Raw genomic sequence first — 15,455 nt, forward strand, 5'->3', positions numbered from 1 at the left:
GATCTTGGCGGAGATCAACCAACAGGATATGCCACCTCTTCAGCCTGCTTCCATACACCAGAAATCACCATAACTCCCTCCATGAAGCGTTGGTTGAGGCCAAACCCAAAACGTTCTCCTCGACGCAGGCCTGTGCGGATACCTTGTTGCAGCTCTATCCGAATGTGAACGATGTCTCCAGTGAGGAGATGGTTAAAACGATCAAGGAGGCGTTAACAGAAGACGGCCATTTCCCTCTAACACTGGTGGTTCTGGATGAGGTCCAGCAGTACATCGGCACGGATGGCCAGCGCTCCATTGATGTTCAGGAGGCCGTGGAAGCGTGTTGCAAAAACCTCGGCGGTAAGCTCATGTTTATCGGAACGGGGCAGACCGCTGTAACCGGCACTAATAACCTCAGGAAGCTGGAAGGCCGTTTCACCATACGGATTGAGCTCTCCGATGCAGACGTCGATGCCGTTATCCGCCAAGTCATCCTGGCGAAAAAGCCAGAGGCGAAACAACCCATCAAAGAAGTGATGGAGGCGAACCTTGGCGAGATATCGCGCCACCTCCAGGAAACAACCATCGCGCACCGCCAGGATGATATTGCCCAGTTTGACCAGGACTATCCGATCCTGCCGGTTCGTCGCCGGTTTTGGGAGGCGGGGCTAAGAGTATTGGATGAGACCGGTACCGCAAGCCAGCTCCGCAACCAACTGAGCATGGTTCACAAGGCAATCCAGACCAATCTTGATAAGCCGCTCGGGCACGTCATTCCTGGCGATTACCTGTATTTTGACACCACGGAGAAGCTGCTCCAGGCTCGCGTTCTGCCCCGCAAGGTGCATGACCAGGTACGTGATTGGAGCCATGGCAGCGAGGATGAACGCCTTCTGGCGCGCGCCTGTGGTCTGGTTTTTCTCATTAATAAAGTCGCGAACAAGAACCAGGACCTGGGCATCCGCTCAAGTGTCGATACCGTTGCGGACCTGATGGTGACCGACCTGACGGAAGGCAGCAGCCAGTTGCGCAGTAAGCTGCCGTCGTTGATGGATAACTGCCATCTCCTGATGAGGGTTCAGGATGAATACCGCATTCAAACTGAAGAAAGCTCGGCCTGGGATGACGAGTTTCAAAACCAGAAGAGCAACCTGAGTAACGAAACATTCCGTGTGGAAAGCGAGCGCGAAGATCGTATTCGCAAGCATTTCGCGAATCAGGTTAAGAAGCTACAGGTCATGCAGGGGCAATCGAAAGTTGCTAGAGATTTGTACCCCAGCTTTGATGCCCAGCTTCCAGATGATGCGGATCAAAAGGTCTACGTGTGGGTACGTGATGGCTGGGAGGCCAGTGATCAAGAAGTTCTGGCGGATGCAAAGCACGCGGGCTCCGAGTCGCCAACCCTCTTTGTCTACATCCCACGGCGTTCTTCGGATGAACTGCGTGAGCAGTTGATCGACTACAAGGCCGCATCGGCAACGCTCGACAAGCGTGGCGTCCCTAACAGCCCTGAAGGCCAGGAGGCCAGGCAGGCGATGGAGACCACCAAGAATACAGCGGAATCCCGAATCCGGGAGTTGTTGGATGATGCATTCTCGGGAGCTCGGGTTTTCCAGGGCGGCGGGAACGAAGTGCTGGGCAATGACCTCCAGCAAATGATTCTGGAAGGCGCGGAGAACTCGTTAACCCGCCTTTACCCCAAATTCGACCTGGCGGATGACCCGAACTGGTCCAAGGTCTATGACAAAGCCCGTAACGGCGCCCCCGACGCCCTTAAAGCCGTGGGCTATGACGGGGAGCCCGACAAGCATCCCGTTTGCAAAACGGTATTGTCCTACTTGGGGGGCGGTAAGACAGGCGCGGAAATTCGCGACCATTTTGAAGGCAAAGAGTATGGCTGGCCACGTGATGCTGTGAATGCTGGCCTACAGGTCTTGCTCGTGGCCGGGGTGATTCGGGCTGAGGATGAGCGCGGCAACACCATTGAGCCACGCAACCTGGAAAACAAGGCCATCGGAAAGACACGTTTCAAGGTTGAAGCCACCACCATCAGCACACCCCAGCGGATACAGATCCGCAAGGTGTTGCAGAAAGCGAGCGTGTCAGTCAGTCAAGGTGAAGAGCTGGCTGCGATCCCGGAATTCCTGGCCAAGATGGAGGACTTGGCCGATCACGCGGGTGGTGAGCCACCTCGGCCCGCGAAGCCGGACACCCAGGTTCTGGAGTCAATTCGTCTCAGCAGAGGGAATGAACAACTCCTCACGGTATACAACAATCGGGAAACGCTTACCCAACTGTTCGATGAATGGAAAGCAACGGAAGCCAAGATTCGTGAACGCGAAGGTGAGTGGCGAACGTTAGAGGCGTTGGTTGAGCATGCCAAAAGCTTGGATGGGGCCGACGAACTGCTGGCCCAGAAGCGCCAGATTGAACAGCAACGCCAACTGCTGGATGAGCCGGACCCAGTCCGCCCCCTCGTGGACAATGTGACGCAGCTGCTCCGCGACGCACTTAATGCCCTGGATCAAGACTATGACCAGGTGCACAAGGAAGGGATGGCACGCCTGGAAGCGGATACCAACTGGCAGTCCCTGACCCCCGACCAGCGCCACGAACTACTCGAAGAACAACGGCTCACCAATGCGCACTACGTGGAGATCCGCGTGGGCTCTACTGACGAAGTCTTGTCGACACTGGGCAAGGTTCGGGTGGAGATGCTGCGAGAGCGCATAGCCGCCATGCCCGGCCGCTTCGATACAGTGGCACGGCGCGCTGCTGAAATGATGGAGCCAGAGGTCCAGTTTGTCTCCCTGCCTAAAGACACCTTTAAGTCGGAGGCGGATATTGATGCCTGGGCCGAAAAGGCCGCCAAGGTACTGAAGGAAGCCCTGGAAAAAGGTCCGGTCAGTATTCGATAAGGCCCAGACACGGCGAAAGAAGGAACAATCAGCATGCAGCCGTTGGATAAAACGCTGAGAAGTCAGCTTGAAAATAGTGTCAAAAAAGCCCGGCGCGCGGCGGAAGACGCCGCTCAAGCCATGCTGGGGCAGCTCGGCGTCGATTCCGAGGAGCCCTATGATCACTTAACGGAACAGGATCGTGACCTTCGCCGGCGATTGCGCGCCCACGGGAGGCAATTGGGCGATCAGCGATTCGGGCGGGGTCAACAAGAGACCTTCTGGTTAAGTCGTGAGGTTGCGTACGAACATTGGCACCGGATGCTGTTCGCACGCTTCCTGGCGGAGAATGACCTCTTGATGTACCCCGACCCGGACGGCCCCGTGCCGGTCACCCTCGAAGAGTGCGAGGAGCTGGCCCCTGATGAAGGGGCCGCTGATGGCTGGGAGCTGGCCGCGCGCTATGCCGCTGGCATGTTGCCGCAGATTTTCCGCAACGATTCCCCGGTTTTTGAGTTGCGGCTGCCGGCGGAACACCAACGAAAACTGGAAAATCTGGTTTCAGGCCTCCCCAAGGAAGTGTTCAAAGCCTCCGACTCACTGGGGTGGGTCTATCAGTTCTGGCAGTCCGAGAACAAAGAGCAGGTTAATCAATCCGAAGTGAAGATCGGAGAGCGTGAACTGCCAGCAGTGACCCAGCTTTTCACCGAGCCTTATATGGTGAGCTTCCTGCTAGACAACTCACTTGGTGCCTGGTGGGCGGCTCGTAGGCTCAGCGACAGCGACCTGCAGAATGCTGAAAGCGAGGAGGAGCTGCGCGAAAAAGCGGCGATCCCTGGTGTGCCGCTGGAGTACCTTCGTTTTGTGAAACAGGAGGATGGCACCTGGACCCCAGCGGCCGGCACGTTTGACGCTTGGCCGGAACAACTGGCCGAACTGAAAACACTGGACCCTTGCTGTGGTTCGGGCCACTTCTTGGTCGCCGCTTTTCTGATGCTGGTGCCCATGCGCATGGAACGTGAGGGGTTGTCCGCCCGGGATGCCGTGGATGCGGTATTACGTGAAAATCTTCATGGCCTTGAGTTGGATCAGCGTTGCGTGGAATTGGCCGCTTTTGCTTTGGCACTAACTGCATGGAATTATCCGGGGGCGGGCGGCTATCGCTCATTGCCAGAACTGCATTTGGCCTGTACGGGGCTGTCCGTCAGTGTCGCCAAAGAGGAATGGAAACAACTGGGCCTTGGCCGGCATAACCTCACCATTGCGCTGGACTGGATGCACGATGCCTTCAAGGACGCCCCGGTACTTGGCAGTCTGCTGAATCCCGCCAAGGCCGATGCCGTCAACCTGGTGAAGTGGGAGGATCTATCTACATCTCTGAATAAAGCTCTGGAAAGTGAACAACAGGCAACAGAAGAGACCCAGCAGGAGGCTGCCGTGGTGGCTCAGGGCCTAGCCAAGGCGTCCACCCTGTTGTCCGACCAGTACCAGTGGGTGATTACCAACGTACCTTATCTCCAGCGCGGGAAACAGAGTGAACGGTTGCGGGACTTCTGCGAAAGGCATTACCCCGAAGCCAAAAACGACTTGGCAACCGTTTTTTTAGACCGCTGTCTGGAGTTTTGCGCCCTGGGTGGCACTTCCAGCGTTGTATTGCCTCAGAATTGGTTGTTCCTTACTAATTACAAGAGTTTCAGAGAAAAATTGCTGCGGAGCGGTACATGGCATTTTGTTGCGCGATTAGGGGAGAGAGGATTTGATTCCTCTGCTGCAGCTGGTGCCTTTGTGGCAATGATTTGCTTGAGCCGTGGTAATGGTGCTTACGCATCTGGAGACCTATTCGGTGGGGTCGGGCATGTCAGTTGGATGCGTGGTCTTGATGTCTCAGAGGCGTTTTCGGCCGCTCAGAAGGCCACACAGCTACGGGAATTCGAAGTCAAAAGTGTGGAACAGGAGAATCAACTGAACAATCCAGATGCTCGGGTTGTCTTTGAAGAGTCGGGGGTAGACGTTCTTCTGAACGAGTCTGCTGATGGCTACAAGGGGTTGTCCACTGGAGATTTGAATCGATTCATTCATTATTATTGGGAATCTGGCAGAATCTCTGATGGTTGGGTTCCTTATCAGGGTTCAGTGAAAAATACTTCCCACTATGATGGTCGCTCCCAAGTTCTTTTATGGGAAAACGGTAGTGGAAGTATGGTTCGAGAACCGTCATGTTATGTAAAAGGGCGAAAAGCGTGGGGGTCAGAAGGTGTTACTGTGACGCAGATGAGGCATCTTCCCGCCACTCTTTATCAAGGAGAAATGTTCGATGAGAATGCAGCGACTATAATTCCGTATTATCGTGAAGATAGGGCAGCGCTTTGGTGCTTTGTTCAAAGTGATGAATATAACGCCGCTGTTCGGGGAATAGATTCAGCACTAAAAGTTACGAATAAAACTCTGGTCAAAGTTCCTTTCAACAGGACCTATTGGGAAAAGGTCGCTGAAGAAAAATACCCGTATGGTCTACCCGAACCCTACACCAACGATCCGAGTCAGTGGCTCTTCCACGGGCACCCTGCTCGCTCAGTGGTATGGGAAGAGCGATTGAAATGGACTGTCCACGGTCCCTTGCGCATAGATGACATCGTGTTACAGATCGCCACCGCCCGCCTGCTTGGTTATCGGTGGCCTGCCGAAGTGGATGAGGGCATGGAGCTCGCTGATGAGCAGCGCGAATGCGTAAATCGATGTAAGGAATTGTTCCGATTCGCAGATGAGGACGGCATTGTCTGTATCCCACCTGTGCGTGGTGAAGCATCCGCCACGGATCGCCTGTTAAATCTACTGGCTGCCGCTTATGGCGATGAGTGGTCCAATAACGTGCTGGCTGAACTTCTCAAGCAGGCCGACCATGATGGCAAAAACTTGGAAACCTGGCTGCGCGACAAGTTTTTCGCACAGCACTGCAAACTGTTTCAGAATCGCCCCTTTATCTGGCAGATCTGGGACGGCCTTCGGGACGGTTTTTCAGTCCTCGTGAACTACCATAAGCTGGATCGCAAGAACCTGGAAACCTTGATTTACACCTACCTGGGCGACTGGATTGCGCGCCAAAAACAGGATGTTGAGCAAGGTTTCGAGGGCGCCCAAGAACGGTTGGCTGCCGCAGAGGCGCTTAAGAAAAAACTAGAGTTGATCCTTGAAGGCGAAGGTTATCCGGAACAGGGCTATGGCTACGATATTTTCGTGCGCTGGAAGCCCATAGAGGAACAGCCCATTGGCTGGGAGCCAGACCTCAATGACGGCGTGCGCCTTAATATTCGTCCGTTCATGCGTGTTGGTGACGTTAAAAAGAAAGGTGCTGGGATCCTCCGTGATAAACCGAATATCAAGTGGAATAAAGATAAGGGCAAAGATGTGGAATCCGCACCTTGGTACGGCACCTTTGGTGGCGACCGGATTAATGATCACCACCTGACATTGAGCGAGAAGAAGAAAGCACGGCAACGAGCGGAGGAGCAGGGATGAGCGGTCGAAATATCCAGGGCGCGGAGTTTGAGCTAGCGAAAGTGTTCAGCTCAGATTTCGATTATGTGATTCCGTCCTACCAGCGACCCTATGCGTGGACAGTTGATCAAACCTCCGAGTTGTTTGATGACCTTTACGATTTCTATAAAACGGAGCCAGAGGATTCCTATTTTCTGGGCAGCATTGTGCTGATCAAGGAAGAGGGGAAGCCGCACTCGGAAGTCATTGACGGACAGCAGCGTCTAACCACCCTAACAATACTCCTGGCGGTTATTAGCTATCAGCTGGAAGGGAGTCTCAGGGAGGATTTTGAAGGCTATATCCGGGAGCCCGGACGCCCCTCTCAGGGGTTGAAGCCGAAGCCAAGACTTGCGTTAAGAGAACGTGATCGCGAGTTCTTTGAGCAGTATGTCCAGTCGCTGCGTCTGGATCTTTTGTTGGGGCTGGATACGGAGCAGCTCAACAATGAGTCCCAGAAGAACATAAAAACGAATACCAAGGTCTTAATGGACCGCCTACTGCGTGAATTCGGGAATGATACGGATGCAATTAGTGGTTTTGGGGCGTTCCTGGTAACGCGTTGCTTCCTGGTAGCAGTGTCGACGCCGAACCAGAAATCCGCATTCAGGGTTTTCTCAGTGATGAACAGCCGGGGGCTCGACCTGCAACCCACCGATATTCTGAAAGCAGAGACCATTGGCAAAATCACGGACCAGTCCGAGCAGGCGAGTTACAACGAACGCTGGGAGGACATGGAAGTAGAGCTGGGTCGAGAAGGCTTTAACGACCTCTTCGCCTTTGTGCGTATGGTCTACGGGAAGAAGAAGGCCAAGCGGGCGTTGTTGGAGGAGTTCAGAGAGCAAGTGCTTCCTAGCATCCATTCGTCCAAGGAGTTGGTTGGTGAGGTTTTGGAGCCTTTTGCCGAGTCCCTTTCGGTACTGCAAGAGTCCCAATACAAGAGCGAGTCAGACGCGGATAAGATCAACTGGTACCTTCGGTGGCTGAACCGAATTGATAATTCGGACTGGGCGCCGCCGGCGATGCTTTTCCTGACCCAGTATAAGGAAAACCCAGGTTACGTCCTTTGGTTCTTTGAACGCTTAGAACGCCTGGCGGCGTTTATGCACGTCTGTGCGAAAAACGTTAATGAGCGGATTGAGCGATACGCCGAGCTGATTGAAGCGCTGGAGCAGGCGCATGGCCCTGATAACCCGGTCGAGGCGGTTGAGCTGAGTGAATCCGAGAAAATGGAAATGAAGAGCGCGCTGAGCGGCGACATCTATTATCTGACAGCACGCCGGCGCAATTACCTGATTCTCCGGCTCGACTCATTCCTTTCCGACGGAAGCGCCACCTATGATGCGAACGTGCTCACCATTGAGCATGTGCTGCCGCAGACGGTGGAGGAGGGGAGTCAGTGGAAGAAGGATTGGCCTGATGCCTCAGAGCGCCAGGAGTGGGTGCACAAAATTGCCAATCTCGTCCCCCTGAATAAGCGGCGTAACTCAGCCGCTCAGAATTATGACTTCGAGAAAAAGAAGTCGGCGTATTTTCAGGGGCGCGGCAACGTATCCTCTTATGCGCTGACAAGCCAGGTGTTGAGCGAGCCCGAGTGGACACCGCAGGTGGTTCAAGCCAGGCAGGATGATCTTCTGGCGACGCTGGAAAAGGGGTGGCGGCTATAAGCGTTTAGAGGAGGACGATAACATTTTATCCAACAATAACATTTTATATGTTAGCGTCGATAAAAATGTTATTGTCTTGATATGATGCCGTTAATCGCCCAATTCGAAGACTACGTCTCTCAGGTGACAGGAGCCAGGGTGCGTGCGCAGCCAATGGACGGGGCGCGCTTGCCTCAGCACCTGAGCCAGCAGTATGTGCTCCATCAACTCCGGGTGGATGACAGCTATTTCCTTGGCATTGTTCTCCGCGAGCCCGACAGTTTTCAGCCAGCCAGATTCGAGAAACAGCTAGCACGGATCATGAGGGCGCTGGCGGGAGAGCCCCCTCTGGATAATGTCTGCCTTATCGCGGACGAGCTGTCTGCCTATGTCAGGCAGAGCCTGGTGAAGCGGCGCATTCCATTTGTGGTGCCCGGCCTGCAAATGAATTGGCCGGCATTGGGCGCTGTGGTGCAGTCTAGAAGTAGCCAGCTTCGGCGAATGCCCAAAACGGAGTCCCAGCTGCTCATGCCTGCCACCCAGGTTGTGATTCTGTACGCTTTGAATGGTGGGATAGACGCTGCCATGTCGCCCAAGGCGCTGGCTCAACAGTTAGGCTATTCGGCGATGACGCTATCCCGGGCGCTGGATGAAATTGAAGCGCAGGGGCTTGGGCGCGTTGCTCGTGAAGGGCGAGAACGGTTGTTGGATTTTCCAGAGGGGCTAAAAGCGCTGTGGGAGAAGGCAGAGAACAGGCTGCGCAATCCGGTCCGGGAGACGATACGTGTGTGGCAGCATGATCTACCCGCGGATGGCCTCTTAAAAGCCGGTGAAACAGCACTGGGCAAATACAGCCTGTTAGCTGAGCCGAGCGAGCCAGTGTTTGCTATGGGAAGAGACGACTGGAAGTTCTTGGCGAGGACGGTTGAGAGAGTACCGATACCCGAGAGCGATACCTGTCAGCTGCAGGTTTGGCGTTATGAGCCGAGATTGCTTGCCAGAAATGGGGCTGTTGACCCTTTTTCCCTGTATTTGAGCTTAAAAGACGAGCCTGATGAACGCGTTCAGATTGCGTTGGAAGAAATGATGGAGGCTGCATGGTTAGAGGACTGAACCGTTTCCGCGATTATTTCGCGGACCACAAGGATTGTTATGTGCTCATCGGTGGTGCCGCCCTTTGGTTGGTGCTGGATGACGCAGGGCTTGAGCCCCGCGCGACACGCGACCTGGACATTGTGCTGAGTATTGAAGCCCTGGATTCGCAGTTTGCCGGGTTGTTCTGGCAGTTTGTGAATGAGGGCGGGTACCAGATAAAGGAAAGAAGTTCCGGCGGGAAAATCTTCTACCGTTTCAGCCATCCATCGGAAGAGGATTACCCGGAGATGCTGGAACTGTTCTCTCGTGCCCCTGACCAGTTGGTGCTGGGCGATGACAGTCTTTTGACGCCGATTCCGGTTGCCGAGGACGTTTCCAGCCTTTCGGCCATTTTGCTGGACGAAGACTACTACCAGTTTCTGCATGCCAACGCCACCGAGCGTGATGGGGTGTCTATTATTGATGAGCGTTGCTTGATTCCCTTTAAAGCAAAGGCTTGGTTGGATATGACGGAGCGCAAGGCCGCGGGTGGAAAGGTCGACAGCAAGGACATTAAGAAACACCGCAATGACGTGCTCAGCCTCTATCAGATACTGGAGCCCGACAGCTCCATCACACTGCCCGACAGCATAGCTGGTGATCTCACCGCTTTTCTTGAGCAGGTCGAACCTGAAATTGATGGCAACGTCCTAAAAGGGCGAGGGATTAAGGGTGTTGCCCCTGACGAGGTTCTGGCCCGAGTTGGGGCAGTATTCGGTCTTTCAGTAGCGGCGGGAGAGAATTAACCCATGAGTACCGTGGCCAGCATGCTGATTAGTGAAGTCCGAAGCGCGGCCCGCCATAATCCGGATATCGAAGTGCCGCCGGCCTGCATTCTATGGACGGATAGTGATCGGCAATGGGAGCCGGTGATTCCTGTCCTTCAAGCGGAAATGCCTGAGCTCTTGGTTTTAGGGGAGTATAACCCCGAGGAGCGGCGGGGCCCGGCGATTTGGTTACGCTGTGCTATCGCTCGACAGCTCAAAGAGAATGTTGTGCCGGAGGAGGCAACCCCGGTTCTCTATTTGCCGGGTGTTTCTCGGTCGGAGTTACGGGCTGTGAGCGAGTGCCCGGAATCCTTGATTCCTTTGGCGGAGTTACAGTATCGAGGCGCGCTCTGGTCGCAGGTCAACTCTAAAGACTGGACTGTGTACGCGTTTCTCAAATCCCAGCAAGGCGGGCTGGGGCTTGATGTAGCGCGTGATAATGCGACGATCCAATCCATGCTCCTGGCCCTAACGGAACTTGTTGATGAGGATGTTGAAACCCTGCAAGGGCGGCACCTCGATTCCGATTACTTCAATACGCTTTTGACTGGGGGCGACCCGGTTAAAGACCTACTCAATTGGCTCGATCAGCCGGAAGTATTTCAGCGTCAAAAGGGAGACGAAGGCTGGAAAGCCTTCGTGCAAGTCTGTCGCTCTCAATTCGTCTTCAACCCGGAGAAACAAGGGGCATTGGAAGGCTTGGAGAAGCTTGCCGAGCATGCCGGAAACTGGAAGCTTGTTTGGGATCGCTTTTGTGAAGCTCCCAAACGATACCCGTCAATTCCGCAGCGGCTTGACCAACTCAATCCGCAGCAATTCGATATGTTCGCCAACCCAGAAGAACTTGAGGGTTGGCCACACTATAACCATCAGCAAGAAGAGCGTCTGTTCTCGGATCTGAGACAGCTTTCCAATATGGCCGATCATCAGGCGCGGGATCGCCTTGAAGAGCTCGAACGAGAGCATGCTATACGGCGGGATTGGGTATGGGCGGAGCTTGGCCGGGCGCCATTGGCTAAAGCATTACAGCATCTAGCAGAAGTGGCTCGGATTACCCGTAATAGTCTTGCCGTGGGCGATGTGGAGGATATCGCTGCGGCCTACCATCATAGTGGGTGGCGTGCTGACGACGCCGTGCTTTCAGCGTTGGGTGAAGTGGATTCAGACCGAATGTTGGATGCGGTATCCGTTGCGATACGTTCCGTCTATTTGCCTTGGTCCGAGGAAGCAGCCCGCTATCTTCAATCTCGATGGGATTCCCAAGCTCACGGATGTAAACCTCGTGTGTCAGCGTCTGGCTCTTCGGGGGCAGTGGAATGTGTTCTTTTCGTTGATGGGCTTCGTTTTGATTGCGCGATGCGTCTGATGTCGCTGCTTGAACAGGGCGGCCTGGAGGTTGAGGAAACGCCCAGATGGGCGGCGCTGCCCAGTGTAACCGGTACTGGAAAATATGCGGTGGCGCCGGTGGTTGGCGAGAAAAATCTACAAGAGGGCGGCAGCGGGCCTTATGATTTTGCGCCAATTACGTCCCACCTATTCAAAAAAATGCTGAAGCAAGGTGGCTGGCAGGTTCTAGAGCAAAAAGAGGTGAGATCGCTTCATGATGCAAACGCGGATACCTCTCTAAACACCTGGTGTGAATTCGGCGACATCGACAGCGAAGGCCATGACCGAGGCTGGCGTTTGGCGCAGAGCGTGGACAAGCTCCTTGATGAGGTTGCTGAGCGCATCCGTGCTCTTTTGAATGCAGGATGGCCCAAAGTGCGCGTGGTCACTGACCATGGCTGGTTATTAATGCCCGGGGAGCTTCCCAAGGTCGAGTTGTCCGCAAGCCTCACGAATACGAAATGGGGGCGCTGTGCCGAAGTCAAAGAAGGTGCGCCCAATGACGAGCGTTTGTACCCTTGGTACTGGGACAAGAGCCAGCATTTTGCGTTGGCGGACGGCATCAGTTGTTTTAAAGCAGGTGAAGAGTATGCGCACGGTGGGCTATCGCTCCAGGAAGCTTATACCTGCGAGTTGATTGTGACGGGGTCGTCCAGTCGCCAAGGCTCAGTGTCTCTTCAGGAGGTGGCGTGGAAGGGGCTGCGTTGTTCCGTTGAGCTTGAAGCTGCGAACGAGCTTACATTGGATGTGCGCCAACATGCCGGTGATCCCGGCTCCAGTGTTGTACTGAAACCGAAGCCATTCAATGAGCACGGTGTCGCCTCAGTGGTCGTGCCCGACGAAGAGCAAGAGGGTGTAGAAGCAGTAATTGTTATCCTTGATGATACTGGAAGTCTGGTAGCGCAACAGGCAACACGGATTGGTGAAAATTAAGCGGTGGGCTGACGATGCAACTCGACGAATTGGATAAACTGGCAGCGGAAACCTTGGATGGCTATCTCGTGCGTAAAGACCTTGTTCGCACGTTCAGTCGCCAATTCCCGGTACCGACTTATGTTGTGGAGTTCCTTCTGGGCCGGTATTGCGCCAGCACCAATCCTGATGAGATTGAAGAAGGCTTGGAAATCGTACAGAGCCAACTGCAATCCAGGACGGTTCGCGCCGGTGAAGAAGAGCTGTTCAAGGCCCGCGCGAGAGAGAACGGTGAGGTCAAAGTGATCGACCTCATTACAGCGCGCCTTGATGCAAAGACAGATTCCTATATAGCAACAATCCCAAGTCTTCAAATAAACAATGCCCGAATCAGCGCGGATCTGCTCCAAAAGCACGAACGAATGCTTACTGGTGGATTCTATGCGGAAATTACGGTCGAGTACGACGCGGCCATTGCGATGGAGTCCAACGGCCGCCCATTTGGTGTGTACTCGCTCAGAGAGATTCAATTATCCAAAAGAGACGTGCTCGACACGCTGAAGGAGGCGCGAAAACACTTCACGTTTGATCAATGGAAGGATCTTCTGCTTCGATCGGTTGGCTTCGAGCCGTATGAGCTAGACGACCGCCAGAAGGACTTGATGCTGCTACGGATGGTGCCTTTTGTAGAGCGGAACTATAACCAGGTGGAGCTTGGACCCCGAGGTACTGGTAAGAGCCATTTGTTCCAGCAGGTTTCTCCATATGCCCACCTTATTTCTGGCGGCAAAGCCACCGTCGCGAAGATGTTCGTTAATAACTCAACCGGTCAGCGCGGTTTGGTGTGCCAGTACGATGTGGTCTGCTTCGATGAAGTGTCTGGCATATCCTTTGATAGCAAGGATGGTGTCAACATCATGAAAGGCTACATGGAGTCGGGTGAATTCAGCAGGGGTAAAGAAAGCATCCGAGCTGATGGCTCTATTGTGATGGCAGGCAATTTCGAGGTGGACGTTGAGCATCAGCAGCGAATTGGTCACTTGTTTGGCCCGCTACCAGAAGAGATGCGTGACGACACAGCCTTCATGGACCGCCTGCATGCGTTCCTGCCTGGATGGGATGCTCCGAAAATCAACAAAGAGCTTCTCACGGAGCATTTCGGGCTTGTAAGCGACTTCCTTTCTGAGTGCTGGAGTCAAGTGCGGAATCAAAGCCGGCTTTCCGAGCTTCAGGGCAAAGTCTTTTATGGTGGTTCCTTATCTGGTCGGGACGTGAACGCCGTTAACAAGACGGTGAGTGGCCTTCTCAAGCTGCTTTTCCCAGCAGAGGATATGCATCCAAGCCATGAGGAACTCGAATGGGCCGTTCGGCTTGGCTTGGAGTGTCGTCGGCGTGTTAAAGAGCAGCAGAAACGCATTGGCGCCGCAGAATTTCGGAATACGCATTTCAGTTTCATTTTGGGCGAAGATGGCGTTGAGCAGTTTGTCTCCACACCGGAGCTTCAGGGTGATGACAGCATTGGAACGGACCCATTAGAGCCAGGGCAGGTATGGACGATAAGCCCTGGCGGACAGGACGAACATGCAGGACTGTTTCGAATTGAGGCGACGGAAGGGCCTGGCTCAGGTGTGAAGGTGCTCAATAAGCCGGTGCCACAAGCGTTCAAGGAAAGTATTGGGTATGCCGAACAGAATCTTTACGCGAGAACCTACCAGTTAATTGGAGACAAAGAGCCCCGTCAGCATGAGTTTAATGTTCAGCTCAGAGGGTTTGATGCTGCCAAAAGCGGTGCGAAAACCGGCGTGGCATCCCTTATAGCGCTTTCCTCTGCGTTGCTTAAGAAGAGTGCTAGGGGTGGTTTGGTTGTTGTTGGAGAGATCAATCTTGGTGGTTCGATTGAGCCTGTTCACAACCCGGTCACCCTGGTAGAAATGGCTGTCGAAAAGGGTGCTAGCGCGATCTTGATGCCTGTTACCTGCCGCCGGCATTTGCTTGATCTGTCCGATGATATGGCAACGAGTATTGATATTCAGTTTTATGCCGATACTAGGGATGCCCTACTGAAGGCTTTAGTTGAATAAGGTCATAAAATAGTTTGATGTTGGGCGCTGGTATGACTTAAATATCATAGGGTTCTTTTTATGTCAGAATGTGAAATAAAAATGAATTATTCAGTGTGACTTTTTATGTAGGTTTCTATATGGTGGAAAGCGAAAATTAACTATAAAGCCTATGAATTTTAGTAAGATTATAACCTTATTAAAAACATTTGAAGATATATATTTCCAATTGAGGACGTTATGATACAGCCGATATATGGTACGCTTCAGAGCCTTTTCGCGAACCGCGTATTTAAGGTTCCGGTATACCAGCGCTTTTATAGCTGGAAGAAAAAGCAGAGAGAAGACCTATTTCATGATATTGAAGAGGTTTACCGGAGAGGTGATAATGATCATCACTTTATGGCAACTATAGTGTGTCATAAGACTGATCAAAGTAGCAATATTGGAGCAGACTCATTTTCTCATTACGATATCGTCGATGGTCAGCAGAGGATTACCACAATAGTTATTCTCTTGAAATGTCTTGAGCTGACGATTGAAGATGAGGATGTAAAGAGAGGAATTCATGAAACCCTAGTCAAAGGAAATGATGGCAATAGTGAGCTTATTCTTCTCCAAGCCAACAATTCAAACCAATATATACTTAACCGTTTTATAAGAGAAGGGCGTAACCCGGCTGCCCACGAAATTGAAAGGCATTCCGACAAAAACATAAAGCAGGCAATCTCAGATTGTTTTGAGTTTATTAGGCGCTGGCGAGAAGACTATAATAACGATGTTGTGGGTTTGCTGAGGGTGATAAAGAATAATCTTGGGTTTCTTATTTTTGATACAAACGATCAAAGGGCTGTATACTCAATATTCGAAGTACTTAATAGCAGGGGGCTCTCAGTAGACTGGCTTGATAAATGCAAAAGCTCATTGATGGGAGTTGCCTTTGAAACAGCAACTGATTCCCAAGCAGCGACAGATTATCTGAATCAACTTAAAGAAATTTGGGGCAGGATATATGACCGATTAGCTTTGGCGGCTGTTCCTGGGCATCAAATAATGAGAGTGAGTTATTGTCAAATCTGGTGTATGACCATCAGGCGGCGCTCCTGTCAGATTGATCCTCCACCCGTTCTCCATCCT

The 15,455-nt window shown here is 53.0% G+C and carries 8 protein-coding genes; all 8 read left to right on the forward strand.

Features of this window, described 5'->3' with window-relative positions; all coding sequences use genetic code 11:
- Positions 1-89: 89 nt before the first annotated feature.
- Positions 90-2,900: a BREX system P-loop protein BrxC gene (gene brxC / locus AC1RQI_RS15380; RefSeq protein WP_481905503.1), complete on the forward strand. Its 2,811-nt coding sequence runs from the start codon at positions 90-92 to the stop codon at positions 2,898-2,900.
- 33 nt (positions 2,901-2,933) lie between these two features.
- A complete protein-coding gene (locus AC1RQI_RS15385) occupies positions 2,934-6,395 on the forward strand; it encodes an Eco57I restriction-modification methylase domain-containing protein (protein WP_481905504.1) in 3,462 nt (1,153 codons plus the stop codon).
- Complete coding sequence (locus AC1RQI_RS15390; protein ID WP_481905505.1) at positions 6,392-8,080, forward strand: DUF262 domain-containing protein; 1,689 nt, start codon at positions 6,392-6,394, stop codon at positions 8,078-8,080. The genes AC1RQI_RS15385 and AC1RQI_RS15390 overlap by 4 nt, the downstream gene beginning before the upstream one ends.
- A gap of 81 nt (positions 8,081-8,161) precedes the next feature.
- Entirely contained in the window at positions 8,162-9,172 is a 1,011-nt protein-coding gene (locus AC1RQI_RS15395) for a MarR family transcriptional regulator (RefSeq protein ID WP_481905506.1), read from the forward strand.
- 41 nt (positions 9,173-9,213) lie between these two features.
- Positions 9,214-9,939 (forward strand): hypothetical protein, encoded by a 726-nt coding sequence (locus AC1RQI_RS15400; protein ID WP_481905507.1) that lies wholly within the window; start codon positions 9,214-9,216, stop codon positions 9,937-9,939.
- A 3-nt stretch (positions 9,940-9,942) separates the two neighbouring features.
- The gene (gene pglZ, locus AC1RQI_RS15405; protein ID WP_481905508.1) at positions 9,943-12,279 is read left to right on the forward strand and encodes a BREX-1 system phosphatase PglZ type B; all 2,337 of its coding nucleotides are present in this window, start codon (positions 9,943-9,945) and stop codon (positions 12,277-12,279) included.
- A gap of 14 nt (positions 12,280-12,293) precedes the next feature.
- Positions 12,294-14,339 (forward strand): protease Lon-related BREX system protein BrxL, encoded by a 2,046-nt coding sequence (brxL, locus tag AC1RQI_RS15410; RefSeq protein WP_481905509.1) that lies wholly within the window; start codon positions 12,294-12,296, stop codon positions 14,337-14,339.
- A 219-nt stretch (positions 14,340-14,558) separates the two neighbouring features.
- On the forward strand, positions 14,559-15,455 hold an 897-nt coding region (locus AC1RQI_RS15415), incomplete at its 3' end, for a DUF262 domain-containing protein (protein ID WP_481905510.1).

This window comes from Salicola sp. AFF1, from assembly GCF_056783195.1.

Bases quoted from the DNA above. Each gene is read 5' to 3' on its own strand.
- AC1RQI_RS15385 (WP_481905504.1), top strand. From the start codon at position 2,934: ATGCAGCCGTTGGATAAAACGCTGAGAAGTCAGCTTGAAAATAGTGTC.
- AC1RQI_RS15390 (WP_481905505.1), top strand. From the start codon at position 6,392: ATGAGCGGTCGAAATATCCAGGGCGCGGAGTTTGAGCTAGCGAAAGTG.
- AC1RQI_RS15395 (WP_481905506.1), top strand. From the start codon at position 8,162: ATGATGCCGTTAATCGCCCAATTCGAAGACTACGTCTCTCAGGTGACA.
- pglZ (WP_481905508.1), top strand. From the start codon at position 9,943: ATGAGTACCGTGGCCAGCATGCTGATTAGTGAAGTCCGAAGCGCGGCC.
- brxL (WP_481905509.1), top strand. From the start codon at position 12,294: ATGCAACTCGACGAATTGGATAAACTGGCAGCGGAAACCTTGGATGGC.